At 57.4% G+C, this 14,551-nt stretch carries 14 protein-coding genes; 3 read left to right on the forward strand and 11 right to left on the reverse strand.

Going from position 1 to position 14,551, the window contains the following annotated elements; genetic code table 11:
• Positions 1-15 precede the first annotated feature (15 nt).
• From CW354_RS18185 to CW354_RS18200, 4 genes are all read right to left on the reverse strand, one after another.
• Entirely contained in the window at positions 16-453 is a 438-nt protein-coding gene (locus CW354_RS18185) for a MaoC/PaaZ C-terminal domain-containing protein (RefSeq protein WP_104831492.1), read from the reverse strand.
• A 16-nt stretch (positions 454-469) separates the two neighbouring features.
• Positions 470-913: a MaoC family dehydratase N-terminal domain-containing protein gene (locus tag CW354_RS18190; RefSeq protein WP_104831493.1), complete on the reverse strand. Its 444-nt coding sequence runs from the start codon at positions 911-913 to the stop codon at positions 470-472.
• Between the two features lie 15 nt (positions 914-928).
• Complete coding sequence (locus tag CW354_RS18195) at positions 929-1,828, reverse strand: SDR family oxidoreductase (RefSeq protein ID WP_104831494.1); 900 nt, start codon at positions 1,826-1,828, stop codon at positions 929-931.
• Positions 1,829-1,929: 101 nt separating this feature from the next.
• Positions 1,930-4,188, reverse strand: coding sequence for a TonB-dependent receptor (locus tag CW354_RS18200; RefSeq protein WP_104831495.1), 2,259 nt, complete (start codon positions 4,186-4,188; stop codon positions 1,930-1,932).
• Between the two features lie 273 nt (positions 4,189-4,461).
• Here CW354_RS18200 and CW354_RS18205 point away from each other — a divergent pair, with 273 nt between their 5' ends.
• From CW354_RS18205 to CW354_RS18215, 3 genes are read left to right on the forward strand one after another with little or no spacing between them, the layout of a single operon-like run.
• On the forward strand, positions 4,462-6,096 hold the full coding sequence (locus CW354_RS18205; RefSeq protein ID WP_104831496.1) for a class I adenylate-forming enzyme family protein: 1,635 nt from the start codon (positions 4,462-4,464) through the stop codon (positions 6,094-6,096).
• A gap of 57 nt (positions 6,097-6,153) precedes the next feature.
• Positions 6,154-7,314 carry an acyl-CoA dehydrogenase family protein gene (locus tag CW354_RS18210; protein WP_104831497.1) on the forward strand — a complete coding sequence of 387 codons (1,161 nt, stop codon included), beginning with the start codon at positions 6,154-6,156 and terminating at the stop codon, positions 7,312-7,314.
• A 38-nt stretch (positions 7,315-7,352) separates the two neighbouring features.
• Entirely contained in the window at positions 7,353-8,522 is a 1,170-nt protein-coding gene (locus CW354_RS18215; RefSeq protein ID WP_104831498.1) for a CaiB/BaiF CoA transferase family protein, read from the forward strand.
• 103 nt (positions 8,523-8,625) lie between these two features.
• Here CW354_RS18215 and CW354_RS18220 read toward each other — a convergent pair whose 3' ends face one another.
• Genes CW354_RS18220 through CW354_RS18250 form a run of 7 tightly spaced genes read right to left on the reverse strand, consistent with a single transcriptional unit; the run spans position 8,626 to position 14,548 of the window.
• Positions 8,626-9,876, reverse strand: a complete 1,251-nt coding sequence (locus tag CW354_RS18220; protein ID WP_207764904.1) for an NAD(P)/FAD-dependent oxidoreductase — start codon at positions 9,874-9,876, stop codon at positions 8,626-8,628.
• A 57-nt stretch (positions 9,877-9,933) separates the two neighbouring features.
• Positions 9,934-10,758 (reverse strand): alpha/beta fold hydrolase, encoded by an 825-nt coding sequence (locus CW354_RS18225; RefSeq protein ID WP_104831499.1) that lies wholly within the window; start codon positions 10,756-10,758, stop codon positions 9,934-9,936.
• A 4-nt stretch (positions 10,759-10,762) separates the two neighbouring features.
• Positions 10,763-10,981: a tautomerase family protein gene (locus tag CW354_RS18230; RefSeq protein ID WP_104831500.1), complete on the reverse strand. Its 219-nt coding sequence runs from the start codon at positions 10,979-10,981 to the stop codon at positions 10,763-10,765.
• 5 nt (positions 10,982-10,986) lie between these two features.
• Positions 10,987-11,757 (reverse strand): 2-keto-4-pentenoate hydratase, encoded by a 771-nt coding sequence (locus tag CW354_RS18235; protein WP_104831501.1) that lies wholly within the window; start codon positions 11,755-11,757, stop codon positions 10,987-10,989.
• Positions 11,758-12,795, reverse strand: coding sequence for a 4-hydroxy-2-oxovalerate aldolase (dmpG, locus tag CW354_RS18240; RefSeq protein ID WP_207764926.1), 1,038 nt, complete (start codon positions 12,793-12,795; stop codon positions 11,758-11,760).
• Positions 12,796-12,806: 11 nt separating this feature from the next.
• The gene (locus CW354_RS18245; RefSeq protein WP_104831502.1) at positions 12,807-13,748 is read right to left on the reverse strand and encodes an acetaldehyde dehydrogenase (acetylating); all 942 of its coding nucleotides are present in this window, start codon (positions 13,746-13,748) and stop codon (positions 12,807-12,809) included.
• A gap of 17 nt (positions 13,749-13,765) precedes the next feature.
• On the reverse strand, positions 13,766-14,548 hold the full coding sequence (locus CW354_RS18250; RefSeq protein WP_104831503.1) for a 2-keto-4-pentenoate hydratase: 783 nt from the start codon (positions 14,546-14,548) through the stop codon (positions 13,766-13,768).
• Positions 14,549-14,551 lie beyond the last annotated feature (3 nt).

Consider the following 14,551-nt stretch of genomic DNA (forward strand, 5'->3'; position numbering starts at 1 on the left):
CGCGTGCGTTGCCCGCTATGCGGCGCCAACAGCAATATCAATTTCGCCTGTCGCCACCACCACGCCGTCACTCTGGCGCGTCGCGGCAAGCGCCCAAGTCAAGATCGTCGCGCCGTCATGAGTTTTTTTGTCTGTAACCTTACCGATGCAATGAAGATTGTCACCCACATTCGTCATGGCCCGGAACTGGGTTTTAATCCGGCGAATGGCGCCCGCCGGCGCATTCTCGGTTCCGATTTTCGCAAGATATCCCATGACGAACATTCCGTGCACGATGACGTCGGACAGTCCCGCCTTGTTTTTTGCGAAATCGATATCGGTATGAATCGGATTGAGATCCGACGAACCGGCTGCATAGAGGGCAATGGTGTGGCGCGAGATCGAACCCGTTTGAAGCGTTGGCAGCGTATCGCCGACCTGCAGTGATCCGAGTTTGCGCGTCTGCTCATTCATGTTTTCGCACCCTAAATCAGCGATTCCGAATTACGAACGAGCACCGATCAGTGCCCGCAAACTGGCCTTTTTCGTCATGATACTGAATTTCAGTAACGACGAATTCAAGCACGCCGTCTTTTTTATCAAAAATGTCGATAATCTTCTTCACGCCTCGCAAGCTTTCTCCAGCACACAAGGGGCGTTCTAGGATGAATTCCTGCTCACCATGCAACAATTTCGCCAGATCAATGCCGAGTTTGTCAAAAAGGCCGTATGTTAGATCGTCCCGCGTGCCAAGGCGAATTAAGTAAGTCGGCAGCGCGACAATGGAAGCGTACCCCTCAGCACGGGCGACTGCCTCGTCGCAGTAGATCGAGTTTTTCTCACCTAGCGCTTTGGCGAACAACTCCATCTGTCCCTTTTCAAGGGTAGCGTCGAATGGCTCCATTTCGAAGCCGATAAATGAGCGATCTATCATACTAATGCGTCGTCGTTATCGTTCAGAGACGGCAGCGCCCATGGCTTCGCCGAATGGCGCAAACGCCTCCGCGATATTCTGCGGATGCATTGCGTTGGAAAAATCAGTGATCCGATCGATATTGGCGGCGATATCTTCAACTTTTATTTCCCCTTTCAGAGTGACGCCGCGGCTCCTTTCCCAACGCAGCTTTCCAAACCAGCCTGCGCCCGCTTCGAAGAGCCCCCCTGTCTGCGAGCTTTCTTCGCTGCAAAGGTAACCGACCAGAGGGCTAACCAACTCCGGACGCAATGCTGCAGTCTGCTCCCGGCTGATGACGGTATCAGTGAGCCGGGAAGCGGCGGCCGGCGCTATCGTATTGACGAAAATGTTGCGTTTTTGGCCTTCGATCGCGAGAGCTTGCGTCATGCCGTGAAGCGCCAGCTTTGCCGAACTGTAATTGACCTGCCCGAAATTCCCGTAAATGCCGGCCGCGGATGCGGTATTGACAATGCGTCCGAAATTCTGCTCGCGCATATACGGCCATGCCGCCCGATTGACCTTGAATGCGCCGTTCAAATGCACATTGATGATGTCAAACCAGTCGGTCTCGCGCATTTTATGAAACGAAATATCGCGCAGAAATCCGGCGTTGTTAACCACGATGTCGAGGCGACCAAAGGCATCCATCGCGGTTTCGACAAGGCGCGCACCCGATTCAACAGAGTCGGTATTCGCGACGGCTTCGCCGCCCTTGCCCGTTATTTCGTCAACCACCGCCTCGGCCGGCGATTTGTCAGCGCCCGCACCTTGGACGGTTGTACCATAATCATTGACCACGACGCGCGCGCCAAGCCCGGCGAACATCAGTGCGTGTGATTTGCCAAGCCCGTTGCCGGCGCCAGTAATCAGTGCGACTTTGCCTTCAAAAGACACGAAATTTTATCTCCTAACAATTCGTTTCCGCCTGCCTACGCCGTGAAGCGGGTTCGCGGCGTAGGCCCTGGCGGTTGGTTTTTTGCCGCTATTGCGAACGGCTACAAAGCCACTTTAACCGAAGCCCCGAGCACGCGGCCCTTATTCAACGGCGAGTGGCTGCCATTCGTCGAACCCGGCGGGAACGGCGTTTGCGAGTCCGAACCCTCCGTAATCTCGTCGAGCAGGTTGTCGCCATATATGGAGAAACGCAGCCCGCCGCCGTTTGTCGTGAAAGACAAGGACGCATCCAACATATCACCGCCGCTCAGGATTCCGCGATTATTATCTGTAAACGCCTGACTGTCGCGATGATTGAAATTAGCGCGCGCAGTCAAAAATCCCGCATTGCCGATATCATGGTCATAAACGAACCCGACATTGTAAGTCAGTTTTGGAACGCGCGGAAGCGCAAGCGCCAGATCCATCTGATTCACCACCCCGTCGCCGCTTATATCAAAGAGAATGTCAGTATACTCTGCGTCAAGGTGGCCGACCGAAGCATTCAGGACCAGCCCTTCCACCGGTGAATACTGCGTTTCAAACTCAACCCCGAATATTTTCGCGTCCGCAGTGTTGGTGATGATCTGGATCGTCCCCAAAATCGGGTCTGACAACAAGACCTCACGTTGCATATCCGAAATGCTGGTGTGAAAGATCGCAGCATTGAATATCGCCCCGGGCAAGGGCTCCGATTTGAATCCGAGCTCGAAACTATCGACTTGCTCTTCAGCGAACGGACCGGGCGACGCCGTCGGCACAGTGTTGCGCAGATTGTATCCGCCGGAACGGAAGCCGCGGCTCCAGTGGCCATAAAGCCGCGCATTATCTGCAATGGAATACCGCAAGCCAATCTTAGGAGACAGGTTACTCCAATCTTCCTCCGGATCGAATGTGGGATCGGCGTTTAAATTGAAGAAGCAATCATCTGCATGGATATTACAGGCCCCAGCGGGGATGCTCCACAAATCCGGAGAAGCCGGCCCCGGCACGATCGTAGCCAGTTGCACATACTTTTCCTCGTGGCTCCAGCGCAAACCAAGGTCGAGCGTCAGGGCGTCAGTCAAATCGATCGCTGCTTGTCCAAAAACGCCGAGGACTTGATGGTTCTGGATGCCGCCTCCGTAAAAGGAGAGAGGTCCGGGCACCGCCCCTATCGCCTGTGCCGGCGCGAGGCTGGGATCCTGGAACAAAAAGCGCGTTTCCTGATACTTCAGCTCCTGATCGAACCAGAATCCCCCAAGCGTGAAATTGAGACGATCGAAGAACCGGCCTGAGTATCGAAGTTCGTTGCTAAACTGCTCTTGCTCGGTGATCTCCCCGAAAAGCAACAAGTTCAAGGTCGTGGCGTCGAAATCACTTTGCGATGCTGAACTATATTGACGCCAGCCAAAGATATTCGTGATTACGCCATCGCCGAACGGGACGTCGATATTGGCTTCCGCACTCACCTGGTCCCATTCATGATCCATGAACCCTGGCGCGTCCGTCGTTACGCGGTCGGTGCCCCGTTCGAACAGGGCCCTGTTTTGCGCGATTGTTCCGTGGCCTTCGGATTCTCCATGTTCATAGCGTACAATAAATTCAGCATTCTCGCTCGGCGTGAATTCGACGACCGGACGTACAACAATCGTTTCCACTTCGCCCAGCTTAGAACCATCAAGCTCGTTTGTCCAAAAACCTTCATCATTTTTGTAATAGGCAGCAATTTTCGCTTTCAGAACCCCAGGAACGATCGGCCCTGAAACAGACGCCTGGTACACCTGGTTCAAGCCGGTTTCCCACGCGCCTTGCGCGCTTGCCTCAAACTCATCTGTCGGGCGTTTCGTCCGGATCAACACCGCGCCGCCGGTAACATTGCGTCCGAAAAGAACTCCTTGCGGGCCCCGCAATACCTCAATCGCCTCCATATCGAATGTATCGAAGAGCAAACCGGCGGTCGTGCCGAGATAAACCCCGTCGACAAAAACGCCTACTGTAGGATCAATCGAAGGGATTGAACTGTTTATGCCCAGCCCGCGGATCGAGAAATTCGCCGTGCCTTGTATGGATCCGACATCTTCAAGCGACACATTCGGCTGACTGTAACTAAGCGTTTCAAGATCGCTCACCCGCAACGCTTCAAGCTGCTCTTCCCCATAGACAGAGATTGCAATCGGCGCGTCCTGTGCGGCGACGCCGCCGACCTGCTTAGTCGCCGTTACAATAATTTCGTCCGTCAACGCATCTGAAGCCCGTTGCGCATACGCTGTTGCCGCGAATGCAATTGTCGAAACCGAAACCGACGCCAGTAACGCAGCCGCCCTTTTGTGCCAAAACATGAGTATCCCTCCCGATTGCTTTTTAATGTTTCGCCGCCGCGTTATGTTTTACATATTGTGCAAAAGTGCGTTTTGTTGCGCTGCACAATAATGATATTTCTCGAACGACTTATAGAAATAATCATGCGCACTTACGGTCTGGAGCAACACGCTAAGATCGATAGATGATATCAGATTTTCGTATATCAAATTTAACAGCGAGCAATTACAAAGTGGATCAAGGAAACCGCGCACAAAAAGACAGCGATAAACTGCCTTGGGAGAATTCATAAGATGCTTAACCGCACGTCGACCAGCCCAAAAAGAATACTCGACGCAATCGCGGAAGCACAGCGGCTGATGGTTCACGGTCAGGATGTCGCTTGGATGCTGGACCGTTGGGCGGAGCGAACGCCGGAGAAAGTTTTTCTGGTGTGGGAGCCATTTGAAGGCGATCCAAAAAGCTGGACCTATTCCGAAATACGGGAGAGTGCTGATCGATTCGCAGCGGCTCTTCTAGAGCGCGACGTCGCCGCGGGCGATCGGTTGCTGGTCCATATGGAAAACTGTCCAGAATTTCTGATAGCTGTTTTCGCCTGCGCGCGCATCGGCGCTGTGGCGGTCACAACAAACACCCGATCGGTTGCGCGCGATATTGAATATTATGTCGATGCAGCCGGCATAACAGCCGCAATCACTCAACCCGCATTTGCATCGCTGATCGCTGAATCAGCGCCCAGCCTGAATTTCATAATCGTCACCGAGGATAATTCCGGCGCTGCGGCGTCTCAATTCGACGCTTCTGATTACATCCCCTTCGACAGCTGTCTTTCACCGCGGCCGACGCCACCGAAACGTGCGCCGGACGCCAGCGCGGATTTTCTCATTCAATTCACGTCGGGCACAACGTCTCGGCCGAAACCAGTGCTCCTCACCCACGGCAATTTTATCTGGGGGGCGCAAATGAATGCACGGAACTTCTTGGTTTCAAGTGAAGATATCGCCCTCGTCTTCTCTCCTCTATTCCACATCAACGCCGTTTCTTATTCCACGATGACAACTTTGTGGGTTGGTGGCACAATCGTCTTGCAACCGCGCCTTTCTGTTTCGCGTTTTTGGGACGTATCGATCCGGAACAAATGCACCTGGACATTTGTAATCCCATTCCTCGTATACCCGCTGATGCAACGCGAGGCGCCAAAAAACCATGACTACCGCTTTTGGATGATCGGCGGTTATTCAACGCCGCTTTGTCAGAAATTTGGCATCGACGTAGTTTGCGCTTGGGGCATGACGGAAACAATCACACAAGGGATTATTTCAAACTTTCATCAGCCCCCACCCGAAGGATCAATTGGCCGGTCCGCACCGTGCTACGATATAGAAGTGCGCGACGAAAATGGCAATCCGGTCGGACCCGGCGAACAAGGAACGCTTTTTGTGCGAGGCGTTCCCGGCGTCTCTTTGTTCAAAGAGTATTTTAACGATCCAGAAGCCACCCGTGACGCCGTTGATGCGGAAGGCTGGCTGAAAACCGGCGACATGATTTCCATCGACCATGACGGATATCTCTACTTTCTCGGACGCGACAAGGATATGCTGAAAGTCGGCGCGGAGAATGTCGCATCGTCGGAAATCGAAACTGTCATTATGAAAACAGGACTCATTGAAGAATGTGCGGTTGTCGGCCGCAAGCATTACATGCTCGATGAAGTGCCCGTTGTTTTTGCGATCCCGAAACCTGGAGACAGGGATGAAATTCGTGATGGCATTATTGCCGCATGCAAGCGAGACCTTGCGGATTTCAAGGTCGTTCGGGAAGTCATTTTCGTGGACGATTTTCCACGCGCCACTCTCGACAAGATCGTCAAACCAAAATTGCGCGAACGGCTGACGCCGATCGGGCCGGACGACGATTACGGCAAATAGCCCAGGCACCGAAAAGCGCATCATCCCTGCAGAAACCCTAAACTTAAGGCTAACGTCATGCGTAACTTCACCGATGAGCAATCGTCATTTCGCGCTTCTTTTCGTCGCTTTCTCGAGCGGGAAGTGGCGCCGAATATGGAATCATATAGGAAGGACGGCATCGTCGATCGTGAAATTTATCGCAAAGCCGGCGAAAACGGTTTCCTTCTGATCTGGGCCGATGAGGACTTTGGCGGCATCGGCGAATCCGATTTCCGCTATGAGCAAATCATTATGGAAGAAGTGGCGCGCGCAGACTGCGGCGAATGGTTTCCGACGCTGCACAGCCGGATGGTCGGGCCCTATCTGAAGCGGTTTGGCTCATCAGAGCAACAAGAGCGCTTCCTGCCGAAGTGTGTTTCCGGCGAATCTATTCTGGCCATCGCGATGACGGAGCCAGACGCCGGAAGCGATTTGTCGGGGATGCGCACCACCGTTGAGGACAAGGGCGACCATTTCCTCCTTAATGGGTCTAAGATTTATATCTCGAACGGGATCAATGCCGATCTGGTCATAGTGGCGGCAAAATCAGGCGACACTGACGATCGTCACTCCATGGCGCTACTCTGCGTGGAGCGCGACATGGAAGGCTTTCGACGCGGGCGGAACCTCGAAAAAATGGGGCTCGTTGCTCAAGACACGGCCGAACTTTTTTTTGACAACGTGAAAGTGCCGAAGGAAAATGTTTTGAGTGATCCGACAAAAGGATTTCAATATCTCATGCAGGGCCTCGTCGAGGAGCGCCTTATTGGATCTGTTAGCTATATGTGCAATGCGCACAGGGCGTTTGACCTGACAAGAAGTTATGTGATGGATCGCAAAGCATTCGGCAAACGTATCGCCGACATGCAAAATACTCAGTTCAAGCTTGCCGAATTACATGCTCAACTTCAAGCTGTTCAATGCTATCTCGACCATTGCGTTGCAAAACACAATGCTGGCGATTTATCACCGCCCGAGGCTGCAGCACTGAAACTGGTGACCAGCGAACTTGAATGGCGGGTCGTTGACGAGGGTGTTCAGTTGCATGGCGGCGCCGGATATATGCGTGAGTTTGAAATCTGTCGGCGTTTTACTGACGCACGCATCAATAGAATCCTTGCTGGAAGCTCGGAAATCATGAAACTCATAATCGGGCGGGATATATTTTCCGACAACTATCAACCGTTCCTTGGCTGAAGTCACTGTAACGGCCTGATTGATGAGAGGGATTTCCCGTGGATTATGAAACTTTCGCATCCGGGCCTTTGAAAGGCGTCCGAATAATTGAGATTGCAAGTCTTGCGCCCGGGCCTTTCTGCGCAATGATGCTCGCCGATATGGGCGCCGAAGTCATTCGGATCGACCGCACGCAGGAAAATGACGAATCCCCACCACTGGACTACGACAAGAATATATTGAACCGGAACCGGCGTTCTATTGCGCTTGATCTCAAACATCCGGCGGCCGTCGATGTCATCCTCGATTTGTGCCAGCAGGCCGACGGGCTGATTGAAGGGTTCCGTCCCGGGGTAATGGAGCGGCTCGGCCTTGGGCCGGCGCAATGTTTAGCCGCGAATGAAGCGCTCGTTTATGGCCGGATAACCGGCTGGGGACAGGATGGGCCGCTCGCTCAAACAGCCGGGCACGATATCAATTACATTGCGCTGACGGGCGCCTTGCACGCGACAGGGCCTGCGGAACGACCCTTTCCTCCGTTAAATCTGGTCGGCGATTTTGCAGGCGGGGGGATGCTGCTCGCCTTCGGCCTCGTCTGCGCGCTCTTTGAAGCGAATCACTCTGGAAAAGGACAGGTCGTCGATGCGGCTATGATCGACGGTACAGCAATGAACATGGCGCTCACATATTCGTTGTTTAACGTCGGCCTGTGGCGCGATCAGCGTGAGGCCAATCTCGTTGACGGCGGCGCTCCATTTTATCGTGTTTACAAGACAAACGACGACAAATTCATTTGTGTTGGCGCTATCGAACCGAAATTTTATTCTAACTTCATCGGCGTTCTCGGACTTACTGATGATCCCTTGTTCGCGTCACAGCATAACCCCGCCAAATGGCCAAAGATGATCGAACGTCTAGACGCAATTTTTGCTGCCAAAACACGTGCGGATTGGGTACGCGCGTTTGACGACGCCGAGGCTTGTATTATGCCTGTGCACACACTCGCCGAAGCGCCCGATGCGCCGCACAATGCGCATCGCGGCACGTTTGCGCACACCAAATTTGGTGTTCAGCCTTCGCCGGCGCCGCGGTTTTCGCGAACGCCGGGCGCGATCCATCACGAACCAAGCATTCTCGGCGCTGACACGCGTTCTGCTCTGTCGGATTGGGGCGTTCCAGATGAAAAAATCGAGAGGCTGATAGAAACAGGCGCGGCCGTCCAATCGTAGCGAAGCGCACCATTTGACGTTTTTAAGCTTTAACGATTATTCTCTATACAAACTGTAATCGGCGATTATGGCGGCGCCTTTTCCTATTAATCGGCCTCTTAGCTCACCCTTTTCTAGCGGCCGGTTTGAATAGGGGCGCGCCTGGGTCTGCGATGGTTTCGTGGTCGCACGCGCCGCCGGCGGCCACGAGGCGCCGGCCTTGCGCATAGTCGCGGGTGGCGTTGACACAGTCGAGGGCGATGACGCGGCCGTCCTTCAGATAGACCACGGAGAAGGAGCGGCTGTCGGGATCGCCGCGCAGGACCGCCCTGTCATAGCCGGATGAAAGCCCGGCGGTCTGCAGTTTGAGGTCGTACTGATCGGACCAGAACCAGGGAACGGCGTCGTAGGGTTTCGCAGCCCCTGCGATCGACGCAGCGGCCACAGCCGCCTGATCATGCGCGTTCTGCACCGATTCAAGGCGGATGACCGCGCCGCCGGCGTAGCGGTTCGCGTGCGCGGCGCAATCGCCGGCGGCGTAGATGTCCGGCAGGCTGGTGCGGCAAAATTGATCGACCTTCACGCCGCCGAGCGCCTCTTCGGCGCCCGCCGCGATCAGCGGCTCGACCTCCGGGGCGATGCCGATCCCGACGATCACAAGGTCCGCCGGCAGGTCGGCGCCGCCGGCAAGGCGCACCCCCGCAGGGCGGCCGCCCTTCTCAATGATCGCTTCGATTTTTGCGCCGAGCCGGATGTCGACGCCCCGCCTGCGATGCTCCTTCTCGTAAAAAGCCGACAGCGCCGGTCCCGCCACCCGCGCCAGCAGCCGCTCCTGGGCTTCGAGGACGACGACGCGTTTGCCCATGCCGACCAGCACCGACGCCGCTTCAAGACCGATATACCCGCCGCCGATGATGACAATGTTCCCGGCGCTGTCGAGCCCGGCGCGGATAGCATCCACATCCGCACGCGTACGGATGACATGGATCCCGGCAAAGTCGCCGCCCGGCGCCGGCAGCTGCCGCGGCGTGCCGCCCGCCGCCCAGATCATCTTGCCGTAAGTAATCCTCTCGCCATCCTCGCAGCGCGCTTCATGTGCCGCAGGATCGACCGAGACGATCTTGCGCCCGGGAAGCAGATCGATATTCAGCTCGGCCCATGCTTCCTTCGGGCGCATCATCATGCGCTCGAAAGGCTCCTCGCCAGCCAGATAGGCCTTGGATAGGGGCGGACGCTCATAGGGAGGATCAGCCTCCGCCCCCGCCAGCGCGACCGCGCCGGCATATCCAAGCTTGCGCAGCATCAACGCAGCCTGCGCCCCGGCATGGCCGGCGCCCGCTATCAGTACGTCGATGTTGATTGTTGTGTCAGTCACGATATCCGGATTCCATCAGCTAGTGGAGGAAGAGACGCACGATCAGTCAATCCGTCGTCACTCCCGCGCAAGGAAGTCAGAGACCAGGAGATTGAACCGGTCCTTGTGCTCGATCTGGGTCCAATGGCCGCATTTGCCGAACAGATGAACTTCGGACGTCCTGATGAGATCGAACAGCCGCAGGCTGTTGCTCATGGGCAGAACACGGTCTTCACGCCCGTGCAGGATTAGCGTTGGGCAGGCGATCTTCGCAATTTCTTTTTCCGGCGTTGAAAGCGCGGTGATGTGCTGTTGGCGCGGCGCCGGGAACATGGCGCTGAAGGCCTCGTGAAAGCCCGGCTGGATGCTCGCCCGGTAGCGCATTTCGGCAAGCTCGTCTGAGACGAGCGAGTTGTCATAGGCGAAGATGTCAAGCATCGCACGCATCGCCTCTACCGACGGTTCATAACCCCACACTTTGTCGAGCGCTTCGGTCAGCTCGAATTCAAGGCCGGCCGCTCCCATCAACACCATGCGCCGGACGCGGTCCGGATGATGAACCGCCATGGAGAGCGCGAGCGCGCCGCCGAAAGAGTTGCCGATAATATCAAATTCCTGAAGGCCGAGGGCGTCGGCAAGATCCATCAGATGCCCGCGCCAGCGCTCCATATTGTAAACGCCGTCCGCCGGCCGCTCTGTGTAGCCGAAGCCCAGCATGTCCGGCGCAATTGCACGCACGCGCTCCGACAGCACCGGCAGGTTGAGCCGCCAGTTCGCCCAGGCCGTCACGCCAGGCCCCGAGCCGTGAATCAGGATCACCGGGCGTCCCTCGCCCAGATCATGATAGTTGGTCTTAACGCCGCCAGCGTCGATGGACTTGCCGATTTCGGGATTGTGACTCATTTTTCTATCCTTTTGCATCGCCGCTTGCTAGTTTTGCGCGTTCTTCCGCTTTCGAAACGCCCGCGGCGGCAAAGTGTTCGGGCGGCACTTCCCTGATAATGACGCGCACGGACTGGATCGGCGCATGGACCGCACGCACCGCCGCATCGGTCAGTTCACGGATCAATGTCGCCTTTTCTTCCGCCGTGCGTCCTTCCAGCATGGTGACGTCAATAATCGGCACAGACCTTACGTCTCCACATTGATCGAGACGCCGCCGAGATTTTGCACCTCAAGGCTGATCGTCTCTCCGATGCTGGCGGGATGCGCCGCCGTCGCCCCTCCGGCCATGACGATATGGCCGGGCTCCAGCGCCTCGCCCCATTCCGCGCTCATACGTGCGGCCGCCACAAGCGAGCGCAATGGGTGGCCGAGGATAGCCGCGGACGAGCCGATTTCTTTCGGCCGCCCGTTCACTGACAGCACCATGCCAAGGTTGGAGACGTCGATTTCCGGCGGGCGCCAGGCGCCGATCACGAGCCCCGACGACGAGGTGTTGTCCGCGATCACGTCCGGCAGTGCGAACTTGAAGTTCTCGTAACGGCTGTCGATCACCTCCATCGCCGGCGCAACCGCCTCAACCGCCGCCATCGCCTCCAGCGCGGACACCTTGCCCGAGAGCCGTTTCTTCAGGAGGAAGACGATTTCCGGCTCAAGCCGCGGATGCACGAAAGCGGATTTTTTCAGGACGCCGCCCTCCTCCAGCAGCATCGCGTCGGTCAACCGTCCCCAGGCCGCTTCCTCGACGCCGACCTGGATCATCTTCGCGCGGCTGGTCAGCCCCATCTTGACGCCGATGCGCTTCTCGCCGCGCGCGATCCGCCGCGCCACCGACAGGGCCTGGATCGCATAAGCGTCCGACACCGACAGGTCTGGATGGTCTTTGGTCAATTGCGGGATCGCGCGCGCCGCGCGCTGCGCCTCGTCGACAATCACGGCCAGTTCCTCAAGACCGGCCATCTACGCCGCTCCCGCCTGCTCGCGCTCTTTCAGGATATCAAGCGCGACATCGACGATCATGTCCTCCTGGCCGCCGACCATGCCGCGACGCCCCAGCTCGACAAGGATGTCGCGCACGTCGACGCCGTATTCTTCCGCCGCTTTTTCCGAATGACGCAGGAAGCTCGAATAAACGCCCGCATAACCGAGCATCAGGGTTTCCCGGTCGACCCGCACCGGACGGTCCTGCAAGGGTCGCACAAGATCTTCCGCCGCATCCATCAGCTTGAAGACGTCGCAACCGGTGTTCCAGCCCTTGCGGTCGGCCGCCGCAACAAAGACTTCCAGCGGCGCATTGCCCGCGCCCGCGCCCATGCCCGCCAGCGAGGCGTCAACCCGCCGGGCGCCCTTCTGCACCGCGACAATCGAGTTGGCGACGCCGAGCGACAGATTGTGGTGGGCGTGCACGCCCCGCTCGGTCTCGTCCTTGAGGACCTTGTTGTAGGCCTCGAACCGCGCCGCGTATCCGTCCATATCAAGCGCGCCGCCGGAATCGGTCACATAAACGCATTGCGCGCCGTAGCTTTCCATTAAAAGCGCCTGCTCGGCGAGCTTTTCCGGCTCGACCATATGGCTCATCATCAAAAAGCCGATGGTGTCCATGCCAAGATCACGCGCCGCGCCGATATGCTGGCGGGCGACGTCGGCCTCCGTGCAATGGGTCGCCACCCGCACCGAACGCACGCCAAGCTCATAGGCCCGCTTCAGATCGGTGATCGTGCAGATGCCCGGCAGGATCAGCGTCGTCACCACGGCACGGTCGACTGCGTCGGCGACAGCCTCGATCCATTCCCAGTCCGTATGAGCGCCGAACCCGTAATTGAAGCTCGACCCGCGAATCCCGTCGCCATGGGCGATCTCGATCGCATCTACCCCGGCCTCGTCCAGCGCCTTTGCAATTTTTGCCACATGATCGATGCCGTAAAGGTGGCGGATCGCATGCATGCCGTCGCGCAGCGTTACATCCTGCACGTAGATTTTTTCCTTCGTCGGATCCATGATCAGCCCGCTCACGCCGCCGCCTCCGCCAGATGCTTCACCATGCGCTCGCCGATTGTCAGGCCCGCCGAGGTCATGATGTCCAGATTGCCCGCATAAGCCGGCAGGTAATGGGCCGCCCCCTCCACTTCCAGGAACACCGTCACCTTAACGCCTTCATATTCGCCAAGTTCCGGGATCTTCAGCTTACGGTTGCCGCCGAAACGCTCGAATTGCACTTTTTGCTTGAGACGATAACCCGGCACATATTCCTGGACCGCGGCGACCATATCTTCGACCGACTTCTCGATCTCCGCTTCCTTGCCGCCCACTGAAAAGGCGTAAACCGTGTCGCGCATGATCAGGGGCGGCTCGGCCGGATTGAGAATGATGATCGCCTTGCCATGCTCGGCGCCGCCCAACACCTCAACGCCCTTCGCCGTCGTCTCGGTGAACTCATCGATATTCGCCCGCGTGCCTGGTCCTGCCGACTTCGAAGAAACAGACGCCACAATCTCCGCATAGGGAACGCTTTGCGACACCCGCCGCACCGCATGCACAATCGGGATCGTCGCCTGACCGCCGCACGTCACCATATTGACATTCTGTTTGTCGAGATGCTCCCCGGCGTTCACGACGGGAATGCAGTATGGGCCGATCGCCGCCGGCGTGAGGTCCACCATCCGCTTGCCGTCGCGCTTGCAAAGTTCGTTATGGTATTCATGCGCCTTCGCCGACGTCGCGTCGAACACAACCTCGATGTCCTTCCACACCGGCATCTTGACGAGGCCGTCCATGCCCTCATGGGTCGCCGCAACGCCCAGCTTCCTCGCCCGCGCCAGTCCGTCAGAATCCGGATCGATGCCGACCATCGCCCCCATCTCCAGGACATCCGACGTTCGCATCACCTTGATCATCAGATCGGTGCCGATATTGCCGGACCCGACAATCGCACATTTCACTTTACCTGCCATTCAACTCGCCCTTCCTGTCAGTCCGTAAAAAACGCCGTCACCGAACCAAGCCCGTTGATCCGCGCTGTCACCGCATCGCCTGCTTCCACACCGGCCATAGGACCCAAGGCTCCAGTCAGCACAATATCGCCGTTGACAAGCGGCCGGCCCTCACGCGCCATCACCTTTGCCAGCCACAGACACGCCGTCACCGGGCTGCCCAGGCACGCCACGCCCGCCCCGACCGAAACCGGCTCGCCCCGCCGCTCCATCACCATCCCGCACAGCCGCAAATTGATCTCGGAAAGACGCCGCGGCGCATCACCCAGCACAAACACCCCGCTCGAGGCGTTGTCCGCAATGGTGTCGTGAATGCGAATGTCCCAACCCTTCACCCGGCTGCCGACGATCTCGATCGCCGCCACGGCATAGGCGACCGACGCGGTAATATCCGCAGCGGTCAGTCTTTCATCATTCAGATCATCGCCCATGATGAAGGCAATTTCGGCCTCGACCTTCGGCTGCATCACCGCAGACACTGAAATCTCCGACCCAAGCGGCATGTCCATGTCGTCAAACAGCATCCCGTAATCGGGCTGGTCAACGCCAAGCTGGGCTTGCACCGCCTTCGCCGTCAGTCCTGTCTTACGCCCGACAAGCCGGCGCCCCGCCTCAAGGCGACGCGCCGTGTTGATCTCCTGAACCTGGTAGGCCTCGCCGATCTCAAGCTCGCCGATCAAATCGCGCACCGGCGCGCATGGCTCCTTGGACTCAGCTGCGCGCCAAAGCCGATCCGCCGCAGTCCGTATGCTGTCCGTCATGCC

Source organism: Hyphococcus luteus (genome assembly GCF_002943565.1).
GTDB classification, from domain to species: Bacteria; Pseudomonadota; Alphaproteobacteria; order Caulobacterales; family Parvularculaceae; genus Hyphococcus; species Hyphococcus luteus.

Excerpts from the sequence above, each read along its gene's own strand:
- CW354_RS18190 (WP_104831493.1), bottom strand. The coding sequence starts at position 913 with ATGATAGATCGCTCATTTATCGGCTTCGAAATGGAGCCATTCGACGCT.
- CW354_RS18250 (WP_104831503.1), bottom strand. The coding sequence starts at position 14,548 with ATGACGGACAGCATACGGACTGCGGCGGATCGGCTTTGGCGCGCAGCT.
- CW354_RS18205 (WP_104831496.1), top strand. The coding sequence starts at position 4,462 with ATGCTTAACCGCACGTCGACCAGCCCAAAAAGAATACTCGACGCAATC.
- CW354_RS18225 (WP_104831499.1), bottom strand. The coding sequence starts at position 10,758 with ATGAGTCACAATCCCGAAATCGGCAAGTCCATCGACGCTGGCGGCGTT.
- CW354_RS18210 (WP_104831497.1), top strand. The coding sequence starts at position 6,154 with ATGCGTAACTTCACCGATGAGCAATCGTCATTTCGCGCTTCTTTTCGT.
- dmpG (WP_207764926.1), bottom strand. The coding sequence starts at position 12,795 with ATGGATCCGACGAAGGAAAAAATCTACGTGCAGGATGTAACGCTGCGC.
- CW354_RS18200 (WP_104831495.1), bottom strand. The coding sequence starts at position 4,188 with ATGTTTTGGCACAAAAGGGCGGCTGCGTTACTGGCGTCGGTTTCGGTT.
- CW354_RS18185 (WP_104831492.1), bottom strand. The coding sequence starts at position 453 with ATGAATGAGCAGACGCGCAAACTCGGATCACTGCAGGTCGGCGATACG.
- CW354_RS18245 (WP_104831502.1), bottom strand. The coding sequence starts at position 13,748 with ATGGCAGGTAAAGTGAAATGTGCGATTGTCGGGTCCGGCAATATCGGC.
- CW354_RS18235 (WP_104831501.1), bottom strand. The coding sequence starts at position 11,757 with ATGGCCGGTCTTGAGGAACTGGCCGTGATTGTCGACGAGGCGCAGCGC.